Below are 24,326 nucleotides of genomic sequence, written 5' to 3'. Positions count from 1 at the left end.
TTCCGTGCCATCCGACCGGCGCGTCGATCGCTCCGAGTCCTGTGGACGATCGGCGCGTCGCGCCGCTTTCGAAGGGTGTTATGCCTTGACTATTGATGACATTGCAGCCGATTTGGTGGTCGACTTCGACGTCTACGACCCCGCGCTCGCTTCACCTGTCGACGTCTTCCAGGAGCGGGCCGCCGAACTCCGCGCCCGCGGTCCGATCCTTTATTCGCCTCATTACGGTGGACACTGGATCGTTACGCGCTACGCAGACATCTTCCGTATTCTCCGCGACGCCGAGACGTTCTCGAGCTATCCGAACAATCTCGTCGACGCCGGTCAGGGCAAATTCATTCCCGTCGAGATCGATCCACCCGAGCACACACAGTATCGGCAGGCACTGCAACCGCTGTTCAGTCCGGCACGGATGAAGGAGCTCGAACCGAAGATCCGGGAGATCATCAACGAACTGATCGACGGATTCGCGTCCTCCGGCCGATGCGAATTCGTCGCCGAGTTCGCCCATGCGCTGCCGACCCGCGTCTTCCTGACCTTGATGGGCTGGCCTCTCGACGATGCCGAGCGGTTCACCGAATGGACGGACATTGCGCTCCAAGGGATCCCAGGTGCCGACGAAGAAGAATCAGCACGCGCTCGTGCAGAAGCGGCCACGAATGTGTTCGAGTACTTCGGTGCGTTCGTCGAACGGGTGCGGTCGGGGCAGGAAGACCCCGGCAGTGTCACCGCGCAGATCATCAACACACCGATCCGCATGGATGGCGTCGAACGACATCTGACGGACGAGGAACTGCGTCGCATGTTCTTCCTGCTGCTCATTGCGGGACTGCACACGGTGCAAGGATCACTCGGTTGGGCCATGGTCCACCTGGCGAACAATCCGACGCAACGCAATGCTCTGATCGGCGACAGCAGCCTGGTGCCGCACGCAGTGGAGGAAGTCCTTCGAATCGAGGCCGCAGTGAGCATGGGTCGTCGAGCCACGCGCGACGTCGAGATCGGTGGCGTGAACATCAAGGCCGGAGACCAACTGCTCTTGCTGCTCTGTTCGGCCAACCGCGACGACACCGAGTTCGACGATCCGGATACTTTCCTGATCGAGCGTGGCTCGAACAGGCACCTGTCGTTCGGCGCGGGTCCGCACCGCTGTCTCGGGTCGCACCTGGCACGACTCGAACTGACGCTGGCGATGGAGGAGATTCACCGAAGGATCCCCGATTACACTTTGATCGAAAATGATCCGCCGTTGATGCACGGCACATCGGTTCGGGGTTGTGTACGACTGCCGCTCGAGTTCACCCCGGAACAGTGAGTTGATGTGAGGAAGGGGCCCTGGTAAGGGGTCCCTTCCCCAGTGGTGCGGCGATTCGCCGACATCATCGCCGCGCTCGTCGAAGAAGGCAGTATCCCCCAGAGGGTGGTGAGTGTGCTGTGCGCCGACCGGGAGGTGTCGGAAACCCTCGTGACCAACCCGGAGGTCGACCGCATCACCTTCACCGGCCCAATAGTCCTGCAGCCGTGGTGGTTCGAGCGAAACCCGTCCGGGCGTGTTCAGTCGGCCGAAACCTTCACCTTGCCGGTGTGCGCGGCCTCTGTCGTCGCTACATTCTCGTTGCGCACCACGCCGTGGAGGAAGCTGCGGATCATTTCCTCGAACAACTGCTGGGAAGTCATCTCGTTCGCGGCGAGCGCCTTGGACAACAGGGGCTGCGACGCGGGATCGACGTTCGGGAAGATCGTGGACTTGGTAGCCGGCTTGCGCATCGCCTCGGTGAGCACCGCTCCGAGCGTCAGGCGTTCCATGCCGTCGAGGATCTGCACGTGCAGACGCGCGGGCACACCGGACTCCTCGAGAAACCCAGCGATGTCCTCGTAGGTGCCGATCAACAGATCACGCGGCAGATACTGCAGCAGGATCGGTGCGGCATTGCGGTGTTTGAGGATCGAGCGGCGCAAATTCAAGCTGGTTTTCACGAAGAACTCGGGCCAGTCCGGGCCGGGCTTGCGCCGCGGAAGGGTACCGGCACCGGCGATCTGCCGGGCGACCGCGGCAAGAATCTCCGACTTGTCGGAGAAGTGGTGGTAGAGCGACGGTGCTCGCACTCCGAGGTGTTTGGCCAGGCGTGGAAGGCTGAAAGCATCGAGTCCCTCGGAATCGATGATCTCGATGGACGCTGTCACGGCGGCTGCGCGACTGATCAGAGGTTTCGACGGACGGGCCATATCTCGCTTTCGGGTCGAGCCGTGTGCCGGGTCTGATCGGCGGGCTAGGTGTTCAGAATGGTATCTGTTCCAGTCGCTCGGGTGTCATACGGTCAGGACCGCGTCGTCGAGGAAGTCGATCAGACCTGGACTCAGGACGTCGTTGTCGCCCGTGATCGCCTGCGAAGTGACTGTAGTGCTGGCGTGTTTCATAGCCACTCATCGATCCCGCCAGGCGGTGAGCGGCGGACTCGCCGTTCCATCAGGCACGGCAGCAGGTTGACTACCGCATTCGGCGTGGTCGCCAGCACCGACGACACCGGTCAGGCGGGAGTGGGCATACTGCTATCGGAGATGGGTGGGCATCGGACTGTGCCTGCGGATGCTTGTCCGAGATGCTTCGATCAAGGGTGCACGTCGCAATGCGACCGACTCCGTCCCGGCCTCGAACGGACAAGACGTCATCGAAGGAGGGATCCATGGCACACATACGACGTTTCGACCACATCGGCCTCACCGTGTCGGACCTCGACGCGGCAACGGAGTTCTTCGTCGGACTGGGTTTCGAGGTGGAGGGCACCGGGTCTGTACGAGGCGAGTTTGCAGAGACTGTGTGCGGTATCCCGGGAACGCACTGTGACATTGCAGTGCTTCGGCCGCCCGGTGGAGGAGTTCGTCTGGAACTCGCTACCTTCATCACACCCGCGCACCTTCCCGGCTCACCGACCGCGATGCCCAACGAACTCGGGATCCGCAATGTGTCGTTCGAGGTCGGCGACCTCCAGGGGGCCGTCGACTCCGTTGCTGCGCAGGGATACGGACTTGTCGGCGGCATCGGCGAGTACGAGAAAAGTGTGCGGATGGCCTACGTGCGAGGACCCGACGGGATCATCGTGTCGCTCTTCGAGCAGATCGGCTGACACAGGCCTGTACAAATCCGGGTCTCTACCGGGGACATTCTGAGTGCGAACGTGCGCAGACTGTTGGGGTGTCGGTGTGCAGATCGCCATTGTCGTGTTCCCGGGCTTGACCGCGCTGGACGTCGTCGGCCCATACGAAGTGCTCCGGTATCTCCCCGAAGCAGCGCCTCTGCCGGAATCGTCATGGCACTTTCGCTCGCCGCCCGGACCGCAGGGGAGGAGCGCGCGAAGGCGGTCCAGTTGATGATCGAGTACGATCCGCACCCGCCGTTCGATAGCGGGCACACCAGTTCTGCGTCGCGGCACACGTAAGTGCTGGCCAACGCGATCCTTTCCCGCGATGCTGCTCGCCTACCCGACGTTGCCGTGGGGAGTCGATCGGCGTGGGCGGCGACGATCGACCGAGTGCGTAGCCGTCGCTCACGGACGGGGGTCTGGTGAACAGCCCACGGCTCAGCCTTTCTCGAGTGCTCTCGCTGCTTCGAGTTCGGCACGCACAGAACTCGATTCGGCTCTGAGCTCGACGTTCTCCGTCTGGAGCGTCTTCGCCTCGGCGCGTAGGGCATTGATCTCGTCGCGTAGCGTCGCCAGTTCGGCACGCAGTTCGTGGCCCCGCTCCCGTGCCGCAGTCTCGGCGGCCTGCGCCGTGGCCGCGGTGATGCGCGAGTCTTCGAGTTGACTCCGCACGTCGGACGTACGTTCGCGCTCGGCGGCGAGGTCGGTGTCGACACGTTCTCTGGCCCTGGCTTCCCGCTCGAGAGCCGCCTCCACGCGCGCGAGTTCGGCGCGCACGTCGGCAATCTCGCCGGTCGCGCGGTCGCGCTGCGAAGTAATGTCGGCGAGGTCGCGCCGCTGCGAAGCGAGAGACTCGTCCTGCTGAACAATGGTCGTGCGCAATTCACCTACGACACGCGCGTGCTCGGCGGTCGCGGTCTCGAACTCGTCCTTCCACCGTTGCAGCGTCGCGGCGTGCTCGTCCTTCAGCCGCGTCAGTTCCGCATGGTGCGCTTCTTCGAGTCGGCGCATCTGTTCGGTATGAGCGGCACGGGCATCGGCGAGTTCGGCGTCGACGGCAGCGACGGCGGCATCCGCGTTGTCGCGGTCCTCGAGCGACTGGGCGAGCTGTTCGCGTAGTCGCACGATCTTCGCGTCGGCGTCAGCTTTGACCTTGGCCAGTTCGGCGGCGGACCGCGTCATCTGCGCTTCGAGAGCCTCGGCGTCGGTGAGCTTGTCAACGGCGGTGGTGATCCGCTCGGCGATCGCGGCGTACTGCTCGACGGTGTTGGTGGCCAGCGAACGCAGCGCGGTGGTGGCAGCCGTAAGGGTGGAGACCGCGTCGTCGGGGCTCTCGACGACGGGCGGGGCCGTGCCGGCTGCTTCCTTCTTGGCGCGTTCGCGTTCGCGGTAGGCGCGCACGCGGTCTGCTGCGGTGGCGTACTTCCGAGGACGTCCTACCCGGGGCTTGGGTAAGTCGTCCTCGTCGGAGGTCGCTTCGGGTACAGGGGAGTGCGCGTCGGTCATGATGTCCTCGTCGTGGTGCATCGAAATCCCAGCTCAAGGGCATCGTACCCTATTTAATTACGTAATAACATATCGAGAACGAGATGAAACGAAACGTTATGAAATAGCTTGAGCTGCAAAAATAGCGCGGTTTCTGGTTTCGTCACGAGTAACAGGAGCAGATGAGCACGATTCGATGCAAGGTGGGACGCCACCATTGATCGTCATAATCCCCACTTATGACGATCATGGGCTGACGAGAGTCGAAAACTGTGCACCCTTCGGATCGGGGACCAGGAAGCCTGCCGAGGGAGGAAGGCCCCTCGGCTGTGGCGTCGGTCACCGAGTGTGCGGAACAGGAGTTGTCTACTGTCTGCCCCAGCCGGCAGATGCGATGAAAGCCATTGCAGCGCTGGGCCGTCTGCGCTCGCCCGAGCGCGCGTACCCGCACACCGAAGAGAAGAGGTAATCGAATGGGCTCTGCAGCAACGTTCCTCGCGGATGTTCTCGTCGCCGTCATCACGCAGCTGATCGAGACCGGATCCTGATCCGTCACCGCCTGTGGTCGCTAGCCCGCTCGTCACACGGAGAGCGACCACAGGCAGAGGGGGTGCAGGGGTGAAACAGGTCGGAATCCTCGGCCACAGCTGGGAAGGTGCCTCGTTGTGCTGGCGCGAGGTCTGTCAGCACAGTAACCGTCTCGGGCATCCGGCACATCCGGACGTCACCATGGACTGCATCTCCTTCGAGCACTGCATGCCTGCGTGGGATCGTGGGGACTACGAAGCGGTGCGCGCCGTGCTGGTGACCAGTGTCGATCGTCTGGCCCAGGCCGGATGCAACTTCTTCGTATGTCCGGACAACACCGCCCACCTCGCGCTCGAAGCACCCGGCTAGCCACTCGCAATTCCCGGGCTGCACCTGATCGACATCGTGGTCGACGCGGCGCAGCGTGCCGGGCATCGACGGGTCGGCATCCTGGAAACGCGGTTCATCATGCGGGGCCCCTCTGTATCCCCGCGAACTGGCGGCACGCGGGATCGAGGCCGTGATCCCGGCAGGCGACGAGCAAGCCCTGGTACACGCGACGATCTTCGACCAACTGGTGCACGGCGCCTTCCGGGACGAGACCCGGGCGTCCTTCGTGGACCTCATCGGCCGACTCGCGGACTCTGGATGCGACGCGGTCGCGCTGGTATGCACCGAGATCCCGCTGCTGGTCTCCCCGGACGACGCGCCGTTACCGGTACTGGACTCGACACGACTGTCCGGACAGGCGGCCCTCGAGGTGGCACTCGGAACGCGCGCCCTGCCGGCCTGGCACGGCGGACAGTTCCGGCGATAACAGGCAGGTAGTCACGGCGGGTCGTAGCATCGAGCACATGGTCCTCTTCTACGAGATCGCGCTTGTGATCGCGTCGGTGCTCATCGCGTGGTTCGCGGTGTACGTGCTGTACCGCCTCGTCACCGACGAATCCACCAGTCGGCACTGACAGGTCGCCGCCCGACCGGCCACATGCGGACATGTCGGCCACACTGCCCCGGCTCAGGGAGCCCGGGGTACGTCGGACGTCGGTGCCCCAACCTTGTCGAACACGTTCCGAGTGCCGTACGCGGCGGGCATGAGGGCAGACCATGACCGACGGTTCGTTCCGTCCCGAGCGCACCTACCGACCGAGCCGGTGGCGACACATCGAGAACGTCGCGATGAGCGTTCTCACTCGTGCGGGATCGGTGCCGCACTCCTATCTGCTGACCACCCGCGGTAGACGCACCGGGAAGATCCGCCGCAACCCCGTGCTGATCGTCGATCTGCACGGAAAACGCTGGCTGGTGGCCCCGTACGGATCGGTGGGGTGGGTGCGCAACGCGCGTGCTGCCGGCGAGGTCGAGCTCAGCAGACGTCGCGACACGCGCCGCTACTCGATCCGTGAGGTATCAGGGGAGGAGGCCGGGCCCGTCCTGCAGCAGTACGTCGAGCTGGCGTCCGCCACTCGCCGATATTTCGAGGCGAGCAGGAACGACCCGGTGGAGCGGTTCGTGGCCGAAGCCGATCACCATCCGGTCTTCGAATTGCTACCACCGACGTAGTCGACGGAACTCCTCGTACAGAATTCGGGTAGCGCGCTACGCGTGTCCCTCCTGCGGATCGTGAGCACCATGGTCCTCGGCGGCTCGATCCGAATCGCCGACGTCCCCACCACCCGAGGCACGGCCATGGTTACGAAATACGAAGTCGTCGCAGGCGACACCCTGTCGAAGCTGGCACAGAGGTTCTACGGCGACGCGACGCTGTTCCCCGTCATCGCTGTTCCGAACGGCATCACAGATCCGGACGAGATCACCGTCGGGCAGGAACTGCTCATCCCGTACATCACCAGACGGCACATCGTCGCATCCGGCGAGACACTGTCGGGATTGGCGCAACACTTCTACGGCGTCGGGACCCTGTTCCCGGTGCTCGCGGCAGCCAACCACATCGCCGATCCGAGCGTCATCCAGGTCGGTCGCTCACTGCTGATTCCCGAACTCGGGGACGTGGGACACCACACTGTGGTGGCGGGAGAGACCCTCTCGGAGCTCGCACGCCGCTGGTACGGCGACGCGCAGCTGTATCCGGTGATCTCGTTCCCGAATCACATCCTTGACCCCGATCGCGTCGAGGTCGGACGCGTGCTGATCCGCCCGGGACTCAACTACCGGCACACGGTCGTCGCCGGCGACACCCTGCGGGCCCTCGCGGAGGACCACTACGGCAATGCAGAGATGTTCGCGATCATCGCGGCGACCAACCACATCGCCGATCCGAACAGGATCCCTGTCGGGCAGGTGTTGTTCTTCCCGAATCTCACCAACTTCTGACGACGGAGGCCGGTCGGCCGGTGCAGGTCACGGGGCGACGGGGTAGTGGCTCCGGACGGCGATGCGGTTCCACGCGTTCATGACGATCGCGAGCCACGTGATCGAGGAGACCTGCTCGTCGCTCAGTGACCCGTTGTCCCACTCGTGACGACCGGGCTCCATGGGGTGTGTGACTTCTTCGGCGAGCGCGAGCGCGGCTCGCTCCTGGTCGGTGAAGTACTGCGACTCCCACCAGGCGGCGAGGACCGCGAGACGATCGGTGGTTTCGCCCTTCTCCAGCGCGTCCCGCGTGTGCATGCGCAGGCAGAATGCGCACCCGTTGAGCTGCGATGTCCGGATCTTCACGAGTTCGGCCAACTTCGCATCGAGGCCGGCCCGGGCGACGACCTCCTCGACCTCCTTGTTCAGCGCCAGCACGCTCCTGTATGGGGCAGGGTGCTGCTTACCGAGATTGACGTGCGCCATCGTGGATGTCCTTCCGGCGGGCGACACCGGCCGGAACGACCGGCCGCTTCATTTTGTCAGTCCCATCCAGGCCGGTGGGCGCGGTTCGCGCGGCCCGGATCAGTGGGTGCGGTCGTACTCGTCCTGCGCGGCGACGATGTCGGGCATCGAGCCTTCGACGACGTCGATGAGCGTCAGCAGGGGCGCCGTGATGCGGTGTCCGAGGTCGGTGAGGGAGTACTCGACGTGCGGGGGAATCGTCCCCAGGACGGCTCGGTGGATCAGGCCGTCGCGTTCGAGGGTCTGCAGGGTCTGCGCCAGCATGCGTTCGCTCACACCGTCGACCCGGCGGCGCAGCTCCGAGAACCGGCGCGTGTCGTCGACAAGTGCCGCCAGCACCAGTACGCCCCATCGCCCGGTGATGCTCTGCAGCACCGGACGCGACGGGCACTCGCGCGCGAAGACATTGGCTTCGGGGAGGCGATCGGTGCTCATGAATCCAGAGTATACGGGGACTATAAATAAGGTCGGTACTAGCTTGAATAGTTGCACTTACAAAAAGTAAGTGATGGAATGGTGACGTTCCCGATCCCCTGCTCGACCACTTCGAGGAGTCCCATGACCATCGCCGTCACCGGAGCCGCCGGCCACATCGGCCGCCTGACCATCTCCGCTCTCCGCGCCCGCGGAATCGCCGCCACCGATATCGTCGCCGTCGTGCGCGACGCGGCGAAGGCCGCCGACCTGGCCGTCGACGGAGTGCAGGTCCGCGTTGCGAACTACGCCGATGCGACGGCACTACGCGAGGCGCTGGCCGATGTCGACAAGCTTCTCCTCGTCTCCGGCAGCGAAGTGGGGCAGCGACTGCCCCAGCACACCAACATCATCGAAGCCGCCAAGACCACGGGCGTTACGTTCATCGCCTACACCTCGATCCTGCACGCGGCGACGAGCCCGCTGATCCTCGCCGGCGAACACAAGGCCACCGAGGAACTGCTCGCCGCCTCCGGCATCGACCATGCCCTCCTGCGCAACGGTTGGTATTGGGAGAACTACGACAACTCGGTCGCCGCAGCCACCGCCACCGGGGCGCTGTTCGGCTCGGCCGGCACCGGCCGCGTTGCCGGAGCGGCCCGTAAGGACTTCGCCGAAGCCGCGGCCGCGGTTCTTGCAACCGAGGGACACGCCGGTGCCGTCTACGAACTCGGCGGTCAGCGACTGACCTACACCGAACTGGCGGAGGTCCTCTCCGGCATCGTCGGCGTACCCGTCACCTACAAGGATCTGCCCAAGGAGGAGTACGCGAAAATCCTCGAGAACGCCGGAGTCCCCACACAGTTCGCCGCCGTGCTCGCCGACTCCGACGCAGGCATCGCCGTCGGCGCGCTCGACACCGACAGCGGAGATCTCGAACGCCTCATCGGACGTCCCGCGACACCGGCGGCCGAGGCGATCGGTGCCTGACACCCGCTAATCCCGTCGAGTCCGGACGTGTGGTGGCAGGATCGGAACTCGTGAGCTCTGCGAATCTGACCCGTGCCGAAACCGCCGCCCGCGCCCGCGCACTCGACGTGCACTCCTACCGCGTCGAACTCGACCTGCGGGGTGCCGTCGACGCCCGCCGCACCGGATTCCCGACGGTCACGACGCTCGAATTCACTGCTTCGACCGACGAGGCCTGGCTCGATTTCATCGGCGATTCCGTCGAGTCGGTGACGATCAACGGCGAGCTCGTACCCGTCGTCTACGACGGCGCTCGGATCACCATCGGTGGCCTGAAGGAGATCAACGTCGTCACCGTCGTCGCGACCGGCCGGTACAGCCGGTCGGGGGAGGGACTGCACCGCTTCGTCGACCCCGTCGACGGCGAAACCTATCTCTACACCCAGTACGAGCCGGCCGACGCCCGGCGGGTCTTCGCGTGCTTCGAACAGCCGGATCTCAAGGCGCCGTTCACCTTCGTCGTGACCGCGCCGCGCCGCTGGCAGGTGTTGTCGAACGAGGCCGCCGAGCGCACGGTGCAGCGCGACGACACGCAGACCGTGACGTTCGCGCCGACCCAGCCGATCTCCACGTACATCACCGCGATCGTCGCCGGCCCGTACCACCGGGTCGACGCGTCGTGGAGCCGCGGCGACCTGACGGTTCCGCTGGGGGTGCTGTGCCGCGCCTCGCTCGCCGAGCATCTCGACGCCGACGAAGTCGTCGAGGTCACCCGGCAGGGCATGGACTTCTACGCCGAGCACTTCGACTATCCGTATCCGTTCGGCAAATACGACCAGGTGTTCGTGCCCGAATACAACCTCGGCGCGATGGAGAACCCCGGCTGCGTCACCTTCACCGAGGCCTACGTCTTTCGCGGCGCCGCGACCGCCGCCCAGCACCAGGGACGCGCCAACACGATCCTCCACGAGATGGCGCACATGTGGTTCGGCGACCTGGTGACCATGAAGTGGTGGGACGACCTGTGGCTCAAGGAGTCGTTCGCCGACTTCATGGGTGCCTTCGCCAGCGCCGAGGCCACCAAGTTCACCGACGCATGGGTGGCGTTCGCGAACCGCCGCAAAGCCTGGGCGTACCTGCAGGACCAACTGCCCACGACCCATCCGATCGTCGCCGACATCGTCGATCTCGAGGCGGCGAAGTTGAACTTCGACGGCATCACCTACGCCAAGGGTGCGAGCGTCCTGAAGCAGCTCGTCGCCTACGTCGGCCGCGACGCCTTCTTCGAGGGCGCCCGCCGGTATTTCCGCACGCATGCCTTCGGCAACACCACTCTCGACGATCTGCTCGTCGAACTGTCGAGTACCTCCGGCCGCGACCTGTCGTCGTGGGCGCAGGCGTGGCTGCAGACCACCGGTGTATCGACCCTGCATCTCGAGGAGACCGGGAACGGGTACGAGATCGTACAGAGCGATCCGCGCCCGCACCGCCTCGCCGTCGGATGCTACGACCCCGACGATTCCGGCGACCTCGTGCGCACCCACCACATCGAGGTCGACCTCGCGGACGCACGCACCGCCGTCGAGCTGCCCGAAGCGGCGCTGGTGCTGCTCAACGACGACGACCTCACCTACGCGAAGGTCCGCCTCGACGCGCGGTCGCTCGACACCGTCGAGTCCTCCCTGGACCGTGTCCGAGAGCCGCTCGCGCGCGGGCTGCTGTGGTCGGCGCTGTGGAATGCGACCCGCGACGGCGAACTCGCCGTCGACCGCTATCTGTCCATGGCCGCCCGGTTCGCCCCGCACGAGACCGACATCGCGCTGCTCACCGCGGTGCTCGCCAACGCGGCCCAGGCCGTCGAGCACTATGTGCCCGCCGCGGCGCGGACGGATGCGCGGCGTCGTTGGTTCGACGCGGTGTGGGACGGTCTGCACGGCGCCGCGCCGGGCAGCGACGCCCAGTTGGCGTTCGCCCGCGCCGTCGGGGTCGCGGCGAGCGTGGACGACCGGCACGCCGCCGACCTGCGGGCGATCCTGGGTGGCGACGCCGCACCCCCGGAAGGTCTGCGTCTCGATCCCGACCTGCGATGGAGCTGGTGGGCGGCGCTGACCACCACCGGCGACGCCGACGAGGCCGACCTCGACGAGGAACTCCGCAGCGACGACACCGCCTCGGGACGAACCGCGCACCTGCGGGCCCTCGCGTCCCGGCCCCGTGCGGAGGTCAAGGCCCACGCGTGGGCGACGATCCTCGCCGACCACACCCTCACCAACGACCACCTCGACGCGACCATCGCCGGTTTTCGCGCCGGGGCGCGCCGCGACCTGATCTCCGCCTACGACACCGACTACTACGCGGTGCTCCACGAGACCTGGACCGGACGCAGTATCGAGATCGCCCGCCGTATCGTCGTCGGGCTGTTCCCCGCGGCGGACAGCCTCGAACCCGTCGACGCGTGGCTCGAGGCGCACGTCGATGCCCCTGCCGCGCTGCGGCGTCTGGTGATCGAACAACGCGACCATCTCGCCCGCGACCTGCGTGTGCAGAGGATCAACACGCCGTGACCAGCCCGGACCTGCCCCGCCCCGAGGTGCCGGCGGTACCGGACACCGTCGCCACCGCGATGCGGCGGCTGCGGGAGAAGGCGACCTCGGAGAACACCCGCGCCGCCCAGATCGGCGACTGGACCATCTTCACCCGCTGGTGTGAGTGCACCGGGCACAGTCCGATGCCGGCCACCGCCGAGCAGCTGAGTTGGTTCCTCACCGAGAAAGCCGCGGAAGTGCGCCCCGACGGGCGCTGGGCGTACGCGCCGTCGACGCTGTCGCGGTGGGTAGCGACTATCAACAAGATGCACATCCTCGCCGGCTTGCCGAAACCCGGTGGGCACGAATCTGTTCGGGATCTGCTGCGCGGAATCCGGCGCGATCGGGCCACTCCGCCGGCGCGCCGCACGCCGCTGCTCACCGACGACATCCGCACCATCCTCACCGCGATGCGCACCGAGGCTGCCGACTCCGGGTGGTCCGTCCGTGTCGCCGAACGCCGTGACTCGGCACTGCTGCTGATGGGCCTGGCCGGTGCGCTGCGCCGCTCCGAGCTCACCGGACTCGTCGCCTCCGACGTCGTCCCGCACCGCGCCGACGGGCTGTACGTGACGGTTCGCCGGTCCAAGACCGACCGCAGCGCCCGCGGCCGCACCGTCACCCTGCCGTACGGGTCCGATCCGCACACCTGCCCGGTGTGCGCGTATCGCCGCTGGCGCGAGGTGCTCGACGCGTGGGACGAGGCCGGACGTGAGGCGGTCGTCGACCTGCTGGGCACCGCCGCGCCCGACCCGACCGAACACTGTTGCCGTGGCCTGGCGGCCGGGCGCCCGCAGGACGGCGACCGTCCCCTGTTCCGTCCGGTGCACCACAGCGGCGCGGTGGGCGCGACGGCCCTGTCCGGGCAGTCCGTGCACTCGATGATCCAGCGCCGTGCCCGTCGCGCCGGGTTCAGCGACGACCTCGTCGCGACCCTCGGCGGGCACAGCCTGCGGGCCGGTTTCGTCACCCAGGCGGTGCGCGGGGGCGCGACCACGCAGACGATCATGACGCAGACGGGGCACGCGGACGAACGGATGGTCGCGCTGTACAGCCGCCACCACGCCGGTCTCGTCGGCAACGCCGTCACTCAGCTCGGCCTGTGAACGGATTCGGGTGGATCCGACCCCGCTCAGCGGGGCCGAACCCACCCGAATCGAGGGCGGAACCGGCACAGACTGTCGCCCGGCGCTCGTAGGCTGAGGCGCGACCGACACATACGGGCAGGAGATCGCGGTGGCTCAGGCGAAAACGGACGTTCCGACCGTCGACGAGCTGGTCACCGAACTCGCCGCGCTCGACGACCCGAAGATCCGTGCGGTCAACGAGAAGCACGGCGACGATCACGGGGTGAACCTCGGCACCCTGCGCGCCGTCGCCAAGCGGGTGAAGACCCAGCACGAGCTCGCGCAGCAACTCTGGGCGACCGGCGACACCGCCACCCGCCTGCTCGCGTTGCTGATCTGCCGTCCCAAGGCGTTCACCGTCGACGAGCTCGACGCGATGGTCCGCGAGGCCGGCACGCCGAAGGTGCACGACTGGCTCGTGAGCTACGTCGTGAAGAAGAACCCGCACGCCGAGGAGCTGCGGAGCCGATGGATGACCGATCCCGATCCTGTGGTCGCGAGTGCGGGCTGGGCGCTCACCGCCGACCGCGTCGTCAAGCACACCGACGGACTCGACCTTCCCGGCCTGCTCGACACCATCGACGCGCAGATGCGAGACGCTCCCGAGCGGTTGCAATGGGCGATGAACACGTGCCTGGCGCAGATCGGCATCGAACACCCCGTCCACCGCGCCCGGGCGCTCGACATCGGCGAACGCCTCGGGGTGCTGAAGGACTATCCGACCTCGCCGGGCTGTACGTCGCCCTATGTGCCGAGCTGGATCGGCGAGATGGTGCGGCGACGGGGCGAGTGAGCCCCTCGCCGGATGGGTACCGCTGCAGCGAGCACCCCGGTCGCCGACGACGAGGAACCCGATGTCACTTCGCACACCGCAGACCAGTTCCGACGCAGCCGCCGAGCCGCGGCCCGCGATCGATCAGGAATTCGACACGCTCGACGCGTGGTGGCGGGCCGCGAACTATCTGTCCGTCGGGCAGATATACCTCATGGACAATCCGCTGCTGCGTGAACCGCTGCGGCCCGAACACATCAAACCGCGCCTGCTCGGGCACTGGGGCACCACACCGGGCCTGAACTTCGTGTACGCGCACCTCAATCGCGCGATCACCGCTCGCGACCTGGACATGATGTACGTCATGGGTCCCGGCCACGGCGGACCCGGACCGGTGGCCGCGGCGTGGCTCGAGGGCACCTACAGCGAGGTCTACCCGGACGTCTCCCGCGACGGGGACGGCATGCGGCGTCTGTTCCGCCAGTTCTCGTTCCCCGGCGGCATTCCCAGCCACGTCGCCCCCGAGACCCCCGGGTCGATCCACGAGGGCGGTGAACTCGGCTATTCCCTCTCGCACGCCTACGGCGCTGTCTTCGACAATCCCGATCTGATCGTCGCCGCGGTCGTCGGCGACGGCGAAGCCGAGACCGGGCCGCTCGCCGCGAGCTGGCATTCGACGAAATTCGTCGACCCGCGGCGCGACGGCGCCGTGCTGCCGATCCTGCATCTCAACGGTTTCAAGATCGCCAACCCGACGGTGCTCGCGCGCATCGGGGAGGACGAACTGATCTCGCTGCTGCGCGGCTACGGTCACGAACCGATCGTCGTCGCCGGCGACGATCCCGCCGACATGCACCGACGGTTCGCCGCCGCCCTCGACGCGGCGCTCGATCGGATCTCCGAGATCCAGCAGACCGCCCGCAGCACCGGCGACGCGACCCGCCCGGCCTGGCCGATGATCGTGTTGCGCTCCCCGAAGGGCTGGACCGGGCCGGTCGAGGTCGACGGCGCGCAGGTCGAGGGCACGTGGCGCGCCCACCAGGTGCCCATCGGCGATCCGCGTGGCGACGAGCACCACCGCCGTGATCTCGAAGCCTGGTTGCGCAGCTATCGGCCCCACGAGTTGTTCGACGAGGACGGAAGTCCCGTCGCGGCGCTGCGGGATCTCGCCCCGCGCGGCACTCGGCGGATGAGCGCCAACCCGCACACCAACGGGGGAGCGGTGCTGCGCGATCTGATCCTGCCCGACTTCCGGAACTACGCTGTGGACGTCCCCGAACCGGCCACCGCCACCGCCGAAGCCACCCGCGTCCTCGGCACCTTCCTGCGCGACATCATGCGGCGCAACGATCAGAACTTCCGGGTGTTCGCACCGGACGAGAACAACTCCAACCGCCTCGACGCCGTCCTCGACGCCACCGACCGCACCTGGAACGCACGCATCGACCCGGGCGACGACCGGCTCGCGCCCGACGGCCGGGTCATGGAGATCCTCTCCGAACACACCTGCCAGGGCTGGCTCGAGGGCTACCTGCTCACCGGCCGGCACGGATTGTTCTCCAGCTACGAAGCTTTCGCGCATCTGGTCGACTCGATGGTCAACCAGCACGCGAAATGGTTGCTCACCACCAATCGCATCCGGTGGCGCCGGCCGATCCCGTCGCTGAACTACCTGCTCACCTCACACGTGTGGCGGCAGGACCACAACGGCTTCTCGCACCAGGACCCCGGTTTCATCGACCACGTCGTCAACAAGAAGCCCGAGGTGGTGCGCGTGTATCTGCCACCGGACGCCAACACCCTGCTCTCGGTGGCCGACCACTGCCTGCGCACCCGCCAGTACATCAACGTAATCGTCGCCGGTAAGCAACCCGCCGTGCAGTTCCTCGACATCGACGACGCGATGACCCACTGCCGCAAGGGCATCGGGATCTGGCAGTGGGCGTCGACCGACCGGGACGCCGAACCGGATGTGGTGCTCGCCTGCGCCGGGGACATCCCCACGATGGAAACCCTCGCGGCCGTCGACATCCTGCACCGCCGCTTCCCCGACCTGCGGATCCGGGTGGTCAACGTCGTCGACCTCATGCGCCTGCAGGACGATCGGGCGCATCCGCACGGCCTGCCCGACGCGCACTTCGACGCGTTGTTCACCACCGACAAGCCGGTGGTCTTCGCCTACCACGGTTATCCGTGGCTGATCCACCGCCTCGTCTACCGGCGGACCAACCACGAGAACTTCCACGTCCACGGATACATCGAGGAGGGCACGACCACCACGCCGTTCGACATGTGCGTGCTCAACCGCATCGACCGCTACCACCTCGCCCTCGATGTCCTGGACCGCGTCGAGAGGATCCGGCCGATCGCCGGACACGCCCGCGACGAACTCGAGAACATCCTTGCCGAACACACCCGCTATGTGCGGACCCACGGTGAGGACATGCCGGTGATCACCGACTGGCACTGGCAGGGCGTCGGAATCGACTGAGCATCACACCGATCCGCGGCGGGTGAGCCGGCCGGTGGTGAAGGCGTCGAGGTCCACCTCGTCGAGGGAGCCCACTACCAGGTCGGCGCCGGCGTCCTCGAGCTCTGCGGTGTCGCCGAAGCGGGCGACACCGAGCGCCCACATGCCACCGGTCTTCGCCGCCTGCACCCCGCTGATCGCATCCTCGACCACCACACACGCGGCGGCGGGCACGCCGAGTTCGCTCGCGGCGATGAGGAACAACTCCGGGTCGGGTTTGCCGCGGGCGACCGGATGTCCCGACAGATCCGCGTCGAACCGGTCGAGCAGCGTCTCGCCGGGACGATCGTGGGCGGGAATCGCCCGCAGGAACAGTGCTGCGTTCTTCGACGACGACGCAGCCGCCACCGCAATGCCCGCCGCCTGCACCGCGGCAACGAAGCGCACCCCGTCGTCGTAGGCGTGGAATCGTCGTTCGTCGATCAGCTGCAGCAACCGGGTCTGCTTGCGGTCGGCGTACTCGACGGCGCGGCGCTCGGCGTCGGGCACCGCGAAATGTTCGAGAGCGGCGCGGGCACCGTCCATCCGCGGCCGCCCCGACAGCACCCGCCGGTACATCTCGGCGGTGAACGCGTCCTCGTGCCAGGAGGTCTCGGGTCGCAGATCCTTCCAGTCGCCGGTCATCAAACCGGCCAACGCTTCCCGCCAGGCCGTCTCGTGTGGTGAGTCGACGAGCACCCCGTCGACGTCGAAGATCACCGCGCGGAACCTGGACTGTGTCTCGGCCACGATGTCCTCCTGCGGTCAGGCCGGAACAGCGGCGAGCCGGAACTCGTGCGAGTCGCCCGGACCGAGCTCGACGAGTTCACTCTCGACCGCGATCCGCACCGGAACCCGGAAGCCCTCGGTCTCGGCGCGCACCGACAGTTTGTCGCCGTCGATCCGCACCCGCAGGGGAGTGCCGCGATACCGCATGGAGAAGGACACCCCGTCGAGGTGCGAAATCAACTTGGGTCGGAAGACGAGCACGTCGCCGTAGGCGCGGGCACCGACGTAGTAGCGCTGCACCAGATCCAGAGTGCCGCCCATGACACCCATGTGGATGCCCTCCTTGGTGGTACCGCCCTGCAGGTCGCTGACGTCGCTCTCGAGCGCGAGCTTGAACCGCAGCCACGACGACTGCGGATCGAAGGTGGCGAGCACACCCGCGAACGTCACGTGACTGAGCGTCGAACCGTGCGAAGTCCGCTGATCGTAGTAGTCGACGGTGCGCCGCACGAGGTCGCGATCGTAGGGACAGCCGAGTTGCTCGAACACCTGCCGCAGCTCGGCGTCGTCGAACAGGAAGAACAACATCACCGTGTCGGCCTGCTTGGCGACTTTGTAGGCATCCGGATCGCGTCCCTCGGCGCGCAGGATGCGGTCCATCCGCCCGATATTGCCGTATTCGGTGCGGTAGTGCTCCCAGTCGAGTTCCTCGAGGTCCTCGTAACCTTCGAACTGGCTGATCACCCCGTCGTGGTAGGGCACGAACATCTTCCGGCTCATCTCCGACCAGATGCGCACTTCCCGGTCGGTGACCCGCAGTCGGGCCCGCAGCGCGGTGCGCCGGCTCTTCGACAGCACCTCGAAGACGTCGAGCGCCCGCGCCGCGATCCACGCGGCCATCACGTTCGTGTACGCGTTGTTGCGCAGGCCGCCCTCGGTGGCCCCCGGATACCGTTCGTGGAACTCGTCCGGGCCCATCACCCCGTGGATCTCGTAGCGATCCCGGTCGGGGTTGTAATGCGCGATCGATGCCCAGAACCGCGCGATCTCGAGCATCATCTCGGCGCCGTAGTCGGCGAGGAACTCGACGTCGTCGGTGGCCCGGTAGTAGTGCCACACGTTGTAGAAGATCGCGGCACTGACGTGCCGCTGGTTGCGGCTCAGATCCGGATCCCACTGCCCCGACATCGGGTTGAGATGCACCGTCTGCGTCTCCTCCGTGCCGTCGCTGCCGCTCTGCCAGGGGTACATCGCCCCCCGGTAACCGGCCTCGCTCGCCGCAGCCTGCGCCTCGCCCAACCGCCGGTAGCGGTAGAGGATCAGCCCTTTCGTGATCTCGGGAACCCGCATGTTCAGGAAGGGATAGACGAACATCTCGTCCCAGAACACGTGCCCGCGATAGGCCTCGCCGTTGAGCCCGCGCGCCGGCACCCCGGCGTCGAGACGTGAGGTGTGGCGCGAACAGACCTGCAGCACATGCGAGACATGCAGGCGGAGCAGCAACTGCGCTCGTGGCTCCCGCGGCAGCCGGATGTCGCAGATGTCCCACAGCTCGTCCCAGGCCGCGACGTGCTCGTCGTATGCCGCGGCGAAATCCGGATAACGCAGCACGTGTCGGCCCGCCGAGGCAAGGGGCTCGGTGATCGCATCGTCGCGGGAGGTGAACATCGCCACCATCTTCTCGATCCGCACCGTCGATCCCTCGGCGATGTCGAACGAGAGCACCTGCTGGATGTAGTCCTCCATCTGGTACAGATCCCGATCGACGAACATCGCTCCTTCCGAACCCTCCCGGAACACCCGGGTGCGTGCGGCCTGGGCGATGTAGGTGTCGGACTGGCGGATCTGCACCTTCAACGCCATCGTCTCGGGACCGTAGGTGCGCGGCGAGACCGGATCGAGGTGCCGGGCCTCGAGATCGCGGTAGCGGGCCACGGCGCGGTTGGAGACCCGCCCGTCGAGGGCGGTGACGATCTCGACGCGCCCCGACCAGTTCTCCGGGGTCAGCGACCATTCGAGCGCGCCCTGATTCGGATGTTCCATGCTCACGAAACGTCTGCTGTGCAGCGAGGTCTCGCGGCCGTGCCGGTCACGGAACCGGAGCTCGCGGACGACGGTGGCGGTGCGGATGTCGTAGACGTGCCGGTACGCCAGGATCTCCACCTGTGCCAGGCGGATCGCCTCACCACCGTCGATGCGCAGTTTCAGCACGAGCCAGTTCGGGAGATTGACCAGATCCTCGTTCAGGACCGGGCTTCCGCCCATGATGGTGGTCTCGCGGTTGTAGCAGCGGTGCGCGTACGTCCCCGGATAGTGGACCTCGCCCATGTCCTCCCACTCGGCGGTGCCCCGTGAACAGAAGTAGCCGTTGCCCGTCGAGGTCAGGGCCTCGCGCAGGGGCTCGTCGTCGGGATCGAAACCGTCGTACTCGAGAGTGAACTCCGGGTCGTACACGCGAACCTCCTGGCGGGTCGTAGTCGGCACGAACTGTCCGGCGGCGCTGTCACCTGCCCAGGGTCGACAGAAAACGTTCGACGTCGTCGACCGAGGCCAGCACGAACTCGGCATCGGTGCGGCGACCGGCCATCTCCGGGTCGTCGGGGCTGCCCACGAGAATCCCGATCCCGCGGCCGCGCAACGCCCGGAATGCGTCCTCGTCGGTGATGTCGTCGCCGAGATAGAGCGGCACGACATCGTCGGAGGCGAGACCGAGGATCTCGATCAGGTGGAGGACCGCCTTGCCCTTGTTCCAGTCCACCGCCGGTTTGAGTTCGTAGACCATCTTTCCCGGCACCACCGCGAGTCGCTCGGGGTTCTCCTGCAGCAGCGCATCGACGATCGCGCCCACCCGAGCGTGCACCTCGGGAGCGGCCTGCCGGTAGTGCACGGCGACCGAAGCGCGTTTCGGTTCGATGCCGACACCGTCGAGACCGTCCAGACGGGTGCGCAGGGTGTCGGTGGTCTCGGAGATCAGGTCGGTGAAGTCGTCGAGGACGTCGTGGGCGATCTGCCCGTCGGTGGGGCTCCAGATGTCGAATCCGTGGCTGCCCGCGACGACGAGATCGTCGACGCCCATGAGTTGCTGGACGACGTCGCGGTCACGGCCGGTGACGATACACACCGATACGCGGTCGGCGAGTTCACGGACGGTGCGGCGCATGGAATCCGACCACACCGCGTCCTCCGGGCGGGCGACGATCGGGGTGAGCACACCGTCGTAGTCGAGGAAGACGGCCGGGCGGCGACCGGCGAGGCGGTCGGACAGGGCGGCACCGTCGAGTGCGGACGGTAGATCCTCCACGGTGCGCGGCGCGGTCATCTGGTGGGTACTCCTGTCGTCGCGGCGACCCGTCATGGTTCGCACCGTACACAAAGTTCGGAAGGCTCGGCCGCGATCCGGGGGAGGGGGAACGGCCGGAAGAGATGATCAGCGGATCGGGCGCCGCCACTGCTCGTCCGCGGTGAGCCGGGAGCGGACGTGTTCGGCGGCGTCGTCGTTGCGGAAGGGGCCTGCGAGCAGGTCGGCGTAGACGTGCGAGAGCGCCACGTGGCGCAGTCCGCCGCGGCGGTCCATCCGTTCGAAGACCACCGGCGACCAGGGGATCGCCACCACCACATCGCCGCCGTGCTCGACCGGGCGGAGGCCGAGACCGTCGGCGAAGTCGTCGGGATCGTCGGCGTAGAGCTCGAGCAGTGCCGGGGCGGCGTAGTCGGTGGCGCCGACGCCGGTGAGCGCGTAGGGGATGTCGATACGTTCGGCGAGTCGCGTGCGGGTCGCGGTGACGCCCTCGGGGGCGGTGAACCGGCGGACCGGGCACACCTTTCGTTCGGCGGCCCAGGCGCGGAGCATCGGCTCCCACCGCACCTCGACGATCGGGCCGCGGGGCACCCGGCGCACCAGTTCGCGTTCGACGAGCACCTCGACGACGCGGTAGGTCGCGCCGGTCGATGCGCCGGACAGCTTGATCAGCTCCGGCACGGAGATCTCCCCGACGTGATCGGCGAGCGCCCGTACCACTCGATCGGACGGCTCGCCGGTCAGCACCCCGGACGGGCGTCCCGGGCCGCGCCACGGATCGGCGTCGGCGCCGCGATCGCGGACCCACACCGCCGGGCGGTTCGCGACGAGACAGAGATTGCCGGTCGCGTCGGCGTAGGAGATGCCGTGCCGGTCGAGCTGGCGTCGCACCGGATCGGACAGATAGTGGGCGCACACGAAACCGCGGTCGGAGTCGGACAGGTCGGCGGCGATGCGGGCGACGTCGCCGGAAAGCACACCGCGAGACGTGACGACGGAGAAGGACACGGTGTCGCCGTCGGGGGCGGTGACGAGCATCCGGGTGGGTGCCTCGGGGGAGCGGGGACGGTCGCTGGACAGCGACCAGCCGAGCGGCAGGCACGCCTCGAGCCGGGCGGTGGCACGGCGGTAGATGTCGATGTACCGCTCGGGGCGGGGACCGATCGGGTTCTCGGGGGCGGGAGCCGGCTGTGTCACATCCACCACGTTAGTGACTCTGTGCATGACGGAAAAGAGAAATAAACGAAATCTCATAGAGCGGAACACCGCCCCTCCCAGGCCGCAAACCCTGACGGAGCATGCGCTAGTTTCGTGACCATGACCGAAATCACCGGGCGCATCGCGTTCGTTCAGGCGACCTGGCACCGCAACATCGTCGATCAGGCACGCACGGGATTCACCGACGAGATCACCCGCCTCGGAGTCTCGCAGGACGCGCTGGACTTCTTCGAGGTCCCCGGCGCATTCGAGATCCCCCTGCACGCACAGCGGCTGGCGAAGACCGGACAGTACGACGCGATCGTCGCAGCCGGGCTGGTCGTCGACGGCGGCATCTACCGGCACGACTTCGTCGCCACTGCGGTGATCGACGGCCTGATGCGGGTCCAGCTCGACACCGATGTTCCGGTCTTCTCCGTCGTGCTCACCCCCCACAACTTCCACGAGCACGACGAGCACGTCGAGTACTTCACGCGGCACTTCGTGAAGAAGGGCGCCGAAGCGGCCCGCGCCGTCGACGCCACCGTGCGCTCGCTGCGCGCGCTACCGACCGGAGACTGAGCCCGACCGGTAGCGCGCCGGATCAGCGTGCGCTACCGGAGGAATCCTTCGCCGGCGGCTTCTCGCCGGCAGTCGGCAGGGTGGGCGTCTCGGTGCGCCGACGGTAGGCCGCTCGCGCGGTCTCGTCGGTGTTCAGCGCGAGTGACTGCAACCCGAAGGCGGCGGAGATGCGGTGGCGGGTCGCCTCCGGCACCAGCTTCAGCGCTCCGAGGATCGCTCCCGCCGTGCGAGGCACATACCTCAGACCTGGACGGCCCGTCGCGATCACCTGCACGATCGCGGCGGCGACCTCCTCCGGCCCGACCATCGCGAGCTTCTCGATGAGCGCATTCGGCTTCAAGCCTGCGATCAGTTCGGTGCGCACGAATCCCGGTGCGATCGTGGAGACCACGACGTTCGAGCTCGCGAGTTCCTGGCGCAGCACGGCCCCGAGGCCGATGACCGCGTGCTTGGTCGCGGAGTACACCGCGAGCCCGGGGGCTCCTTCGATACCCACGACGGAGCCGAGATTGACGATGTGCCCGTAGCCCTGCTCGGTGAACCGCGCGGCGGCCAGCTTCGAGCCGAGGATCACGCCGCGGACGTTGACGTCGATCTGGCGGTCGGTGACCGTGTCGGTCTCCTCGAGGAACGCGCCGGTGGGCATGATGCCGGCGTTGTTGACGAGTACGTCGATCCCGCCGAACTCCATGTGGGACAGGCTGAGGAATTCGTCGAACGAACTCCGGTCGGTGACGTCGAGGGGCAGGCCGAGCACCGTGGTGCCGAAACGCGCACCGATCCGGGCGGCGGTGTCCTGCACGAGATCCTTGTCGATGTCGCCGATGGCCACGCGGGCGCCGGCCGCAACGAGGGCCTCGGCCGTCGCCTGTCCGATGCCGCGGGCCCCACCGGTGATGACAACCCTCTTGCCGTGCGCGTTCAGGCTCATGCCGTGTCGTCCTTTCGTCGCTGTGCGTGTAGGAACGACGCTACGAACGGAGCGGTCCGTGATCCATGCCACTATCGGCAAGTTCTTGTGATTTTCGGCCATCCTGCCGAGGATGGAGCCTCGTGAACACGTGGACCTCCCGCCGCGCGGCGACGAGTGCGGCCCTGATGGTGTCGTTCGGACGCGAACGCGGCATCGACGCCGACGAGCTGATGGCGGGTGTCGGGCTGGGGGAGGCGCAGATTGCCGACCCGGGCGGGCAGATCACGGACGACCAGGAACTCGCTGTGATCGCGAATCTGGTGGCCGCGCTGGACGACAGACCGGGGGAAGGCTTCGCCCTCGGGCTGCGGTATCAGGCGGCGGTGCACGGGATCTTCGGCTACGCCCTGATGAGTTGTGCGACCGTGCGCGACGGCATCGAGGTGGGCACCCGGTTCTTCGATCTGACCTTCGCGTTCTCACGCGCCGCGCTGGAGTACGCGGGCGACGAGGTCCGCTTCTGTCTCGACGACCGGCACGTTCCGGCACAGCTACGGGGCTTCCTGCTCGAGCGGGACGTCTCGGGGATCCTCGCCCACTGGGGGTCGCTGTGGGGGCAACCGTCGGAGGTGCGTCGCATCGAGGTGGCCGAATCGCTGAGCGATCGGGTCGCGCCGGTCTTCCGCGACCGCGGTTTCCGAGTGAAGAGCACTCCGGCGACGCATGCGGTGGTGGTGGACGCGCGGGCGCTGGACCGGCCCATGCCGACCTCGAGCCCGGAGGCCGCCGCCGTGCTGCTGCGTGAATGTGCGGAGTTGCTGCAGCGCCGACAGAACCACGGCGAGCTCGGTTCCCGGGTGCGCGAAGTGCTGTTGCGCCGGGCGGCCGAGGGCCCCACCCAGGATCAGGTGGCCGCGGAGCTGGGTTCGAGCGTGCGCACCCTCCGGCGACAACTGGGGGAGGAGGGGACCTCGTACCGGGCGATCGTGGCCGAGACTCTCGGCGCGATGGCGGGGGAGCTGCTGGAGGCGGGCCTGCCGGTGGAGAGGGTGGCACACCGTCTCGGCTATGCCGACGCATCGAGCTTTTCGGTGGCGTTCAAACGATGGACGGGACGGACACCGGGGGGACGCCGACGGGAACAGCGGTCGGTCTGACGAGGATGTCCGGATAGCCGGCGGATCACCACGGAATTGTTCTGGATAAGACGGAAATCAAAGAAAAACAGAATATCTACCCA

Annotated in this window: 22 protein-coding genes and 1 pseudogene; 14 read left to right on the top strand and 9 right to left on the bottom strand. The window is 67.1% G+C overall.

Translation table 11 applies throughout. The features are described from left to right. Positions 1–85: 85 nt before the first annotated feature. Both GON09_RS04930 and GON09_RS04925 read left to right on the top strand, forming a co-directional pair. Positions 86–1,315 carry a cytochrome P450 gene (locus GON09_RS04930; protein WP_213930848.1) on the top strand — a complete coding sequence of 410 codons (1,230 nt, stop codon included), beginning with the start codon at positions 86–88 and terminating at the stop codon, positions 1,313–1,315. Positions 1,316–1,369: 54 nt separating this feature from the next. Then, positions 1,370–1,504: pseudogene (locus GON09_RS04925) on the top strand (aldehyde dehydrogenase family protein); the annotation flags it as partial. Positions 1,505–1,554: 50 nt separating this feature from the next. On the opposite strand, the gene GON09_RS04920 reads toward GON09_RS04925, so the two are convergent. Beyond that, positions 1,555–2,226 carry a TetR family transcriptional regulator gene (locus tag GON09_RS04920; protein WP_213930847.1) on the bottom strand — a complete coding sequence of 224 codons (672 nt, stop codon included), beginning with the start codon at positions 2,224–2,226 and terminating at the stop codon, positions 1,555–1,557. Positions 2,227–2,684: 458 nt separating this feature from the next. On the opposite strand from GON09_RS04920, the gene GON09_RS04915 reads away from it, so the two are divergent. Next, positions 2,685–3,125, top strand: coding sequence for a VOC family protein (locus tag GON09_RS04915; RefSeq protein ID WP_213930846.1), 441 nt, complete (start codon positions 2,685–2,687; stop codon positions 3,123–3,125). 453 nt (positions 3,126–3,578) lie between these two features. Here GON09_RS04915 and GON09_RS04910 read toward each other — a convergent pair whose 3' ends face one another. Beyond that, on the bottom strand, positions 3,579–4,646 hold the full coding sequence (locus GON09_RS04910; protein ID WP_213930845.1) for a hypothetical protein: 1,068 nt from the start codon (positions 4,644–4,646) through the stop codon (positions 3,579–3,581). Between the two features lie 597 nt (positions 4,647–5,243). Between GON09_RS04910 and GON09_RS28270 the strand changes: the two genes are divergently transcribed. The 4 genes from GON09_RS28270 to GON09_RS04895 all read left to right on the top strand — a co-directional run bounded on the left by GON09_RS28270 (position 5,244) and on the right by GON09_RS04895 (position 7,487). Beyond that, positions 5,244–5,522: a hypothetical protein gene (locus tag GON09_RS28270; RefSeq protein ID WP_244865382.1), complete on the top strand. Its 279-nt coding sequence runs from the start codon at positions 5,244–5,246 to the stop codon at positions 5,520–5,522. Positions 5,523–5,673: 151 nt separating this feature from the next. Next, positions 5,674–5,970, top strand: a complete 297-nt coding sequence (locus tag GON09_RS28265; protein ID WP_307854311.1) for an aspartate/glutamate racemase family protein — start codon at positions 5,674–5,676, stop codon at positions 5,968–5,970. Positions 5,971–6,260: 290 nt separating this feature from the next. Beyond that, positions 6,261–6,716 (top strand): nitroreductase family deazaflavin-dependent oxidoreductase, encoded by a 456-nt coding sequence (locus tag GON09_RS04900; protein ID WP_213930844.1) that lies wholly within the window; start codon positions 6,261–6,263, stop codon positions 6,714–6,716. A 69-nt stretch (positions 6,717–6,785) separates the two neighbouring features. Beyond that, positions 6,786–7,487, top strand: coding sequence for a LysM peptidoglycan-binding domain-containing protein (locus GON09_RS04895; RefSeq protein WP_244865868.1), 702 nt, complete (start codon positions 6,786–6,788; stop codon positions 7,485–7,487). Between the two features lie 27 nt (positions 7,488–7,514). Here GON09_RS04895 and GON09_RS04890 read toward each other — a convergent pair whose 3' ends face one another. Together GON09_RS04890 and GON09_RS04885 are read right to left on the bottom strand one after the other, a co-directional pair. After that, positions 7,515–7,952 (bottom strand): carboxymuconolactone decarboxylase family protein, encoded by a 438-nt coding sequence (locus GON09_RS04890; RefSeq protein WP_213930843.1) that lies wholly within the window; start codon positions 7,950–7,952, stop codon positions 7,515–7,517. Between the two features lie 99 nt (positions 7,953–8,051). Continuing rightward, positions 8,052–8,426, bottom strand: a complete 375-nt coding sequence (locus GON09_RS04885) for a winged helix-turn-helix transcriptional regulator (protein WP_213930842.1) — start codon at positions 8,424–8,426, stop codon at positions 8,052–8,054. A 123-nt stretch (positions 8,427–8,549) separates the two neighbouring features. Between GON09_RS04885 and GON09_RS04880 the strand changes: the two genes are divergently transcribed. From GON09_RS04880 to GON09_RS04860, 5 genes are all read left to right on the top strand, one after another. After that, positions 8,550–9,395 carry an SDR family oxidoreductase gene (locus tag GON09_RS04880; RefSeq protein ID WP_213930841.1) on the top strand — a complete coding sequence of 282 codons (846 nt, stop codon included), beginning with the start codon at positions 8,550–8,552 and terminating at the stop codon, positions 9,393–9,395. 50 nt (positions 9,396–9,445) lie between these two features. Next, entirely contained in the window at positions 9,446–11,938 is a 2,493-nt protein-coding gene (pepN, locus tag GON09_RS04875; RefSeq protein WP_213930840.1) for an aminopeptidase N, read from the top strand. Next, positions 11,935–13,065, top strand: a complete 1,131-nt coding sequence (locus GON09_RS04870; protein ID WP_213930839.1) for a tyrosine-type recombinase/integrase — start codon at positions 11,935–11,937, stop codon at positions 13,063–13,065. Before pepN ends, GON09_RS04870 begins: the two co-directional genes overlap by 4 nt. A 130-nt stretch (positions 13,066–13,195) precedes the next feature. Continuing rightward, entirely contained in the window at positions 13,196–13,879 is a 684-nt protein-coding gene (locus GON09_RS04865) for a DNA alkylation repair protein (RefSeq protein WP_213930838.1), read from the top strand. A 61-nt stretch (positions 13,880–13,940) separates the two neighbouring features. After that, positions 13,941–16,349, top strand: coding sequence for a phosphoketolase family protein (locus GON09_RS04860; RefSeq protein WP_213930837.1), 2,409 nt, complete (start codon positions 13,941–13,943; stop codon positions 16,347–16,349). 3 nt (positions 16,350–16,352) lie between these two features. On the opposite strand, the gene GON09_RS04855 is transcribed toward GON09_RS04860, so the two are convergent. The 4 genes from GON09_RS04855 to GON09_RS04840 form a co-directional block, all read right to left on the bottom strand. After that, a complete protein-coding gene (locus GON09_RS04855) occupies positions 16,353–17,117 on the bottom strand; it encodes an HAD family hydrolase (RefSeq protein WP_213930836.1) in 765 nt (254 codons plus the stop codon). A 15-nt stretch (positions 17,118–17,132) separates the two neighbouring features. Further along, positions 17,133–19,550: a glycoside hydrolase family 65 protein gene (locus GON09_RS04850; RefSeq protein WP_213930835.1), complete on the bottom strand. Its 2,418-nt coding sequence runs from the start codon at positions 19,548–19,550 to the stop codon at positions 17,133–17,135. A 49-nt stretch (positions 19,551–19,599) separates the two neighbouring features. Then, complete coding sequence (otsB, locus tag GON09_RS04845) at positions 19,600–20,451, bottom strand: trehalose-phosphatase (protein ID WP_244865380.1); 852 nt, start codon at positions 20,449–20,451, stop codon at positions 19,600–19,602. Positions 20,452–20,523: 72 nt separating this feature from the next. After that, on the bottom strand, positions 20,524–21,618 hold the full coding sequence (locus GON09_RS04840; RefSeq protein ID WP_244865379.1) for a helix-turn-helix domain-containing protein: 1,095 nt from the start codon (positions 21,616–21,618) through the stop codon (positions 20,524–20,526). Positions 21,619–21,711: 93 nt separating this feature from the next. Between GON09_RS04840 and GON09_RS04835 the strand changes: the two genes are divergently transcribed. Further along, positions 21,712–22,173 (top strand): 6,7-dimethyl-8-ribityllumazine synthase, encoded by a 462-nt coding sequence (locus tag GON09_RS04835; protein ID WP_213930833.1) that lies wholly within the window; start codon positions 21,712–21,714, stop codon positions 22,171–22,173. Positions 22,174–22,195: 22 nt separating this feature from the next. Here the strand turns inward: GON09_RS04835 and GON09_RS04830 are convergent, their stop codons facing one another. Continuing rightward, positions 22,196–23,104 carry an SDR family oxidoreductase gene (locus tag GON09_RS04830; RefSeq protein WP_213930832.1) on the bottom strand — a complete coding sequence of 303 codons (909 nt, stop codon included), beginning with the start codon at positions 23,102–23,104 and terminating at the stop codon, positions 22,196–22,198. Between the two features lie 122 nt (positions 23,105–23,226). On the opposite strand from GON09_RS04830, the gene GON09_RS04825 reads away from it, so the two are divergent. After that, on the top strand, positions 23,227–24,243 hold the full coding sequence (locus GON09_RS04825; protein ID WP_213930831.1) for an AraC family transcriptional regulator: 1,017 nt from the start codon (positions 23,227–23,229) through the stop codon (positions 24,241–24,243). Positions 24,244–24,326: the final 83 nt, after the last annotated feature.

The organism is Rhodococcus sp. B50, from assembly GCF_013602415.1.
GTDB lineage: Bacteria > Actinomycetota > Actinomycetes > Mycobacteriales > Mycobacteriaceae > Rhodococcus.
The sequence above is the reverse complement of the archived record's forward strand: the minus strand, read 5'-3'. Positions and strand labels throughout refer to the sequence as shown.

Excerpts from the sequence above, each read along its gene's own strand:
- GON09_RS04920 (WP_213930847.1), bottom strand. The coding sequence starts at position 2,226 with ATGGCCCGTCCGTCGAAACCTCTGATCAGTCGCGCAGCCGCCGTGACA.
- GON09_RS04915 (WP_213930846.1), top strand. The coding sequence starts at position 2,685 with ATGGCACACATACGACGTTTCGACCACATCGGCCTCACCGTGTCGGAC.
- GON09_RS04910 (WP_213930845.1), bottom strand. The coding sequence starts at position 4,646 with ATGACCGACGCGCACTCCCCTGTACCCGAAGCGACCTCCGACGAGGAC.
- GON09_RS04900 (WP_213930844.1), top strand. The coding sequence starts at position 6,261 with ATGACCGACGGTTCGTTCCGTCCCGAGCGCACCTACCGACCGAGCCGG.
- GON09_RS04895 (WP_244865868.1), top strand. The coding sequence starts at position 6,786 with ATGGTCCTCGGCGGCTCGATCCGAATCGCCGACGTCCCCACCACCCGA.
- GON09_RS04890 (WP_213930843.1), bottom strand. The coding sequence starts at position 7,952 with ATGGCGCACGTCAATCTCGGTAAGCAGCACCCTGCCCCATACAGGAGC.
- GON09_RS04885 (WP_213930842.1), bottom strand. The coding sequence starts at position 8,426 with ATGAGCACCGATCGCCTCCCCGAAGCCAATGTCTTCGCGCGCGAGTGC.
- GON09_RS04880 (WP_213930841.1), top strand. The coding sequence starts at position 8,550 with ATGACCATCGCCGTCACCGGAGCCGCCGGCCACATCGGCCGCCTGACC.
- GON09_RS04860 (WP_213930837.1), top strand. The coding sequence starts at position 13,941 with ATGTCACTTCGCACACCGCAGACCAGTTCCGACGCAGCCGCCGAGCCG.
- otsB (WP_244865380.1), bottom strand. The coding sequence starts at position 20,451 with ATGACGGGTCGCCGCGACGACAGGAGTACCCACCAGATGACCGCGCCG.
- GON09_RS04840 (WP_244865379.1), bottom strand. The coding sequence starts at position 21,618 with ATGCACAGAGTCACTAACGTGGTGGATGTGACACAGCCGGCTCCCGCC.
- GON09_RS04835 (WP_213930833.1), top strand. The coding sequence starts at position 21,712 with ATGACCGAAATCACCGGGCGCATCGCGTTCGTTCAGGCGACCTGGCAC.
- GON09_RS04830 (WP_213930832.1), bottom strand. The coding sequence starts at position 23,104 with ATGAGCCTGAACGCGCACGGCAAGAGGGTTGTCATCACCGGTGGGGCC.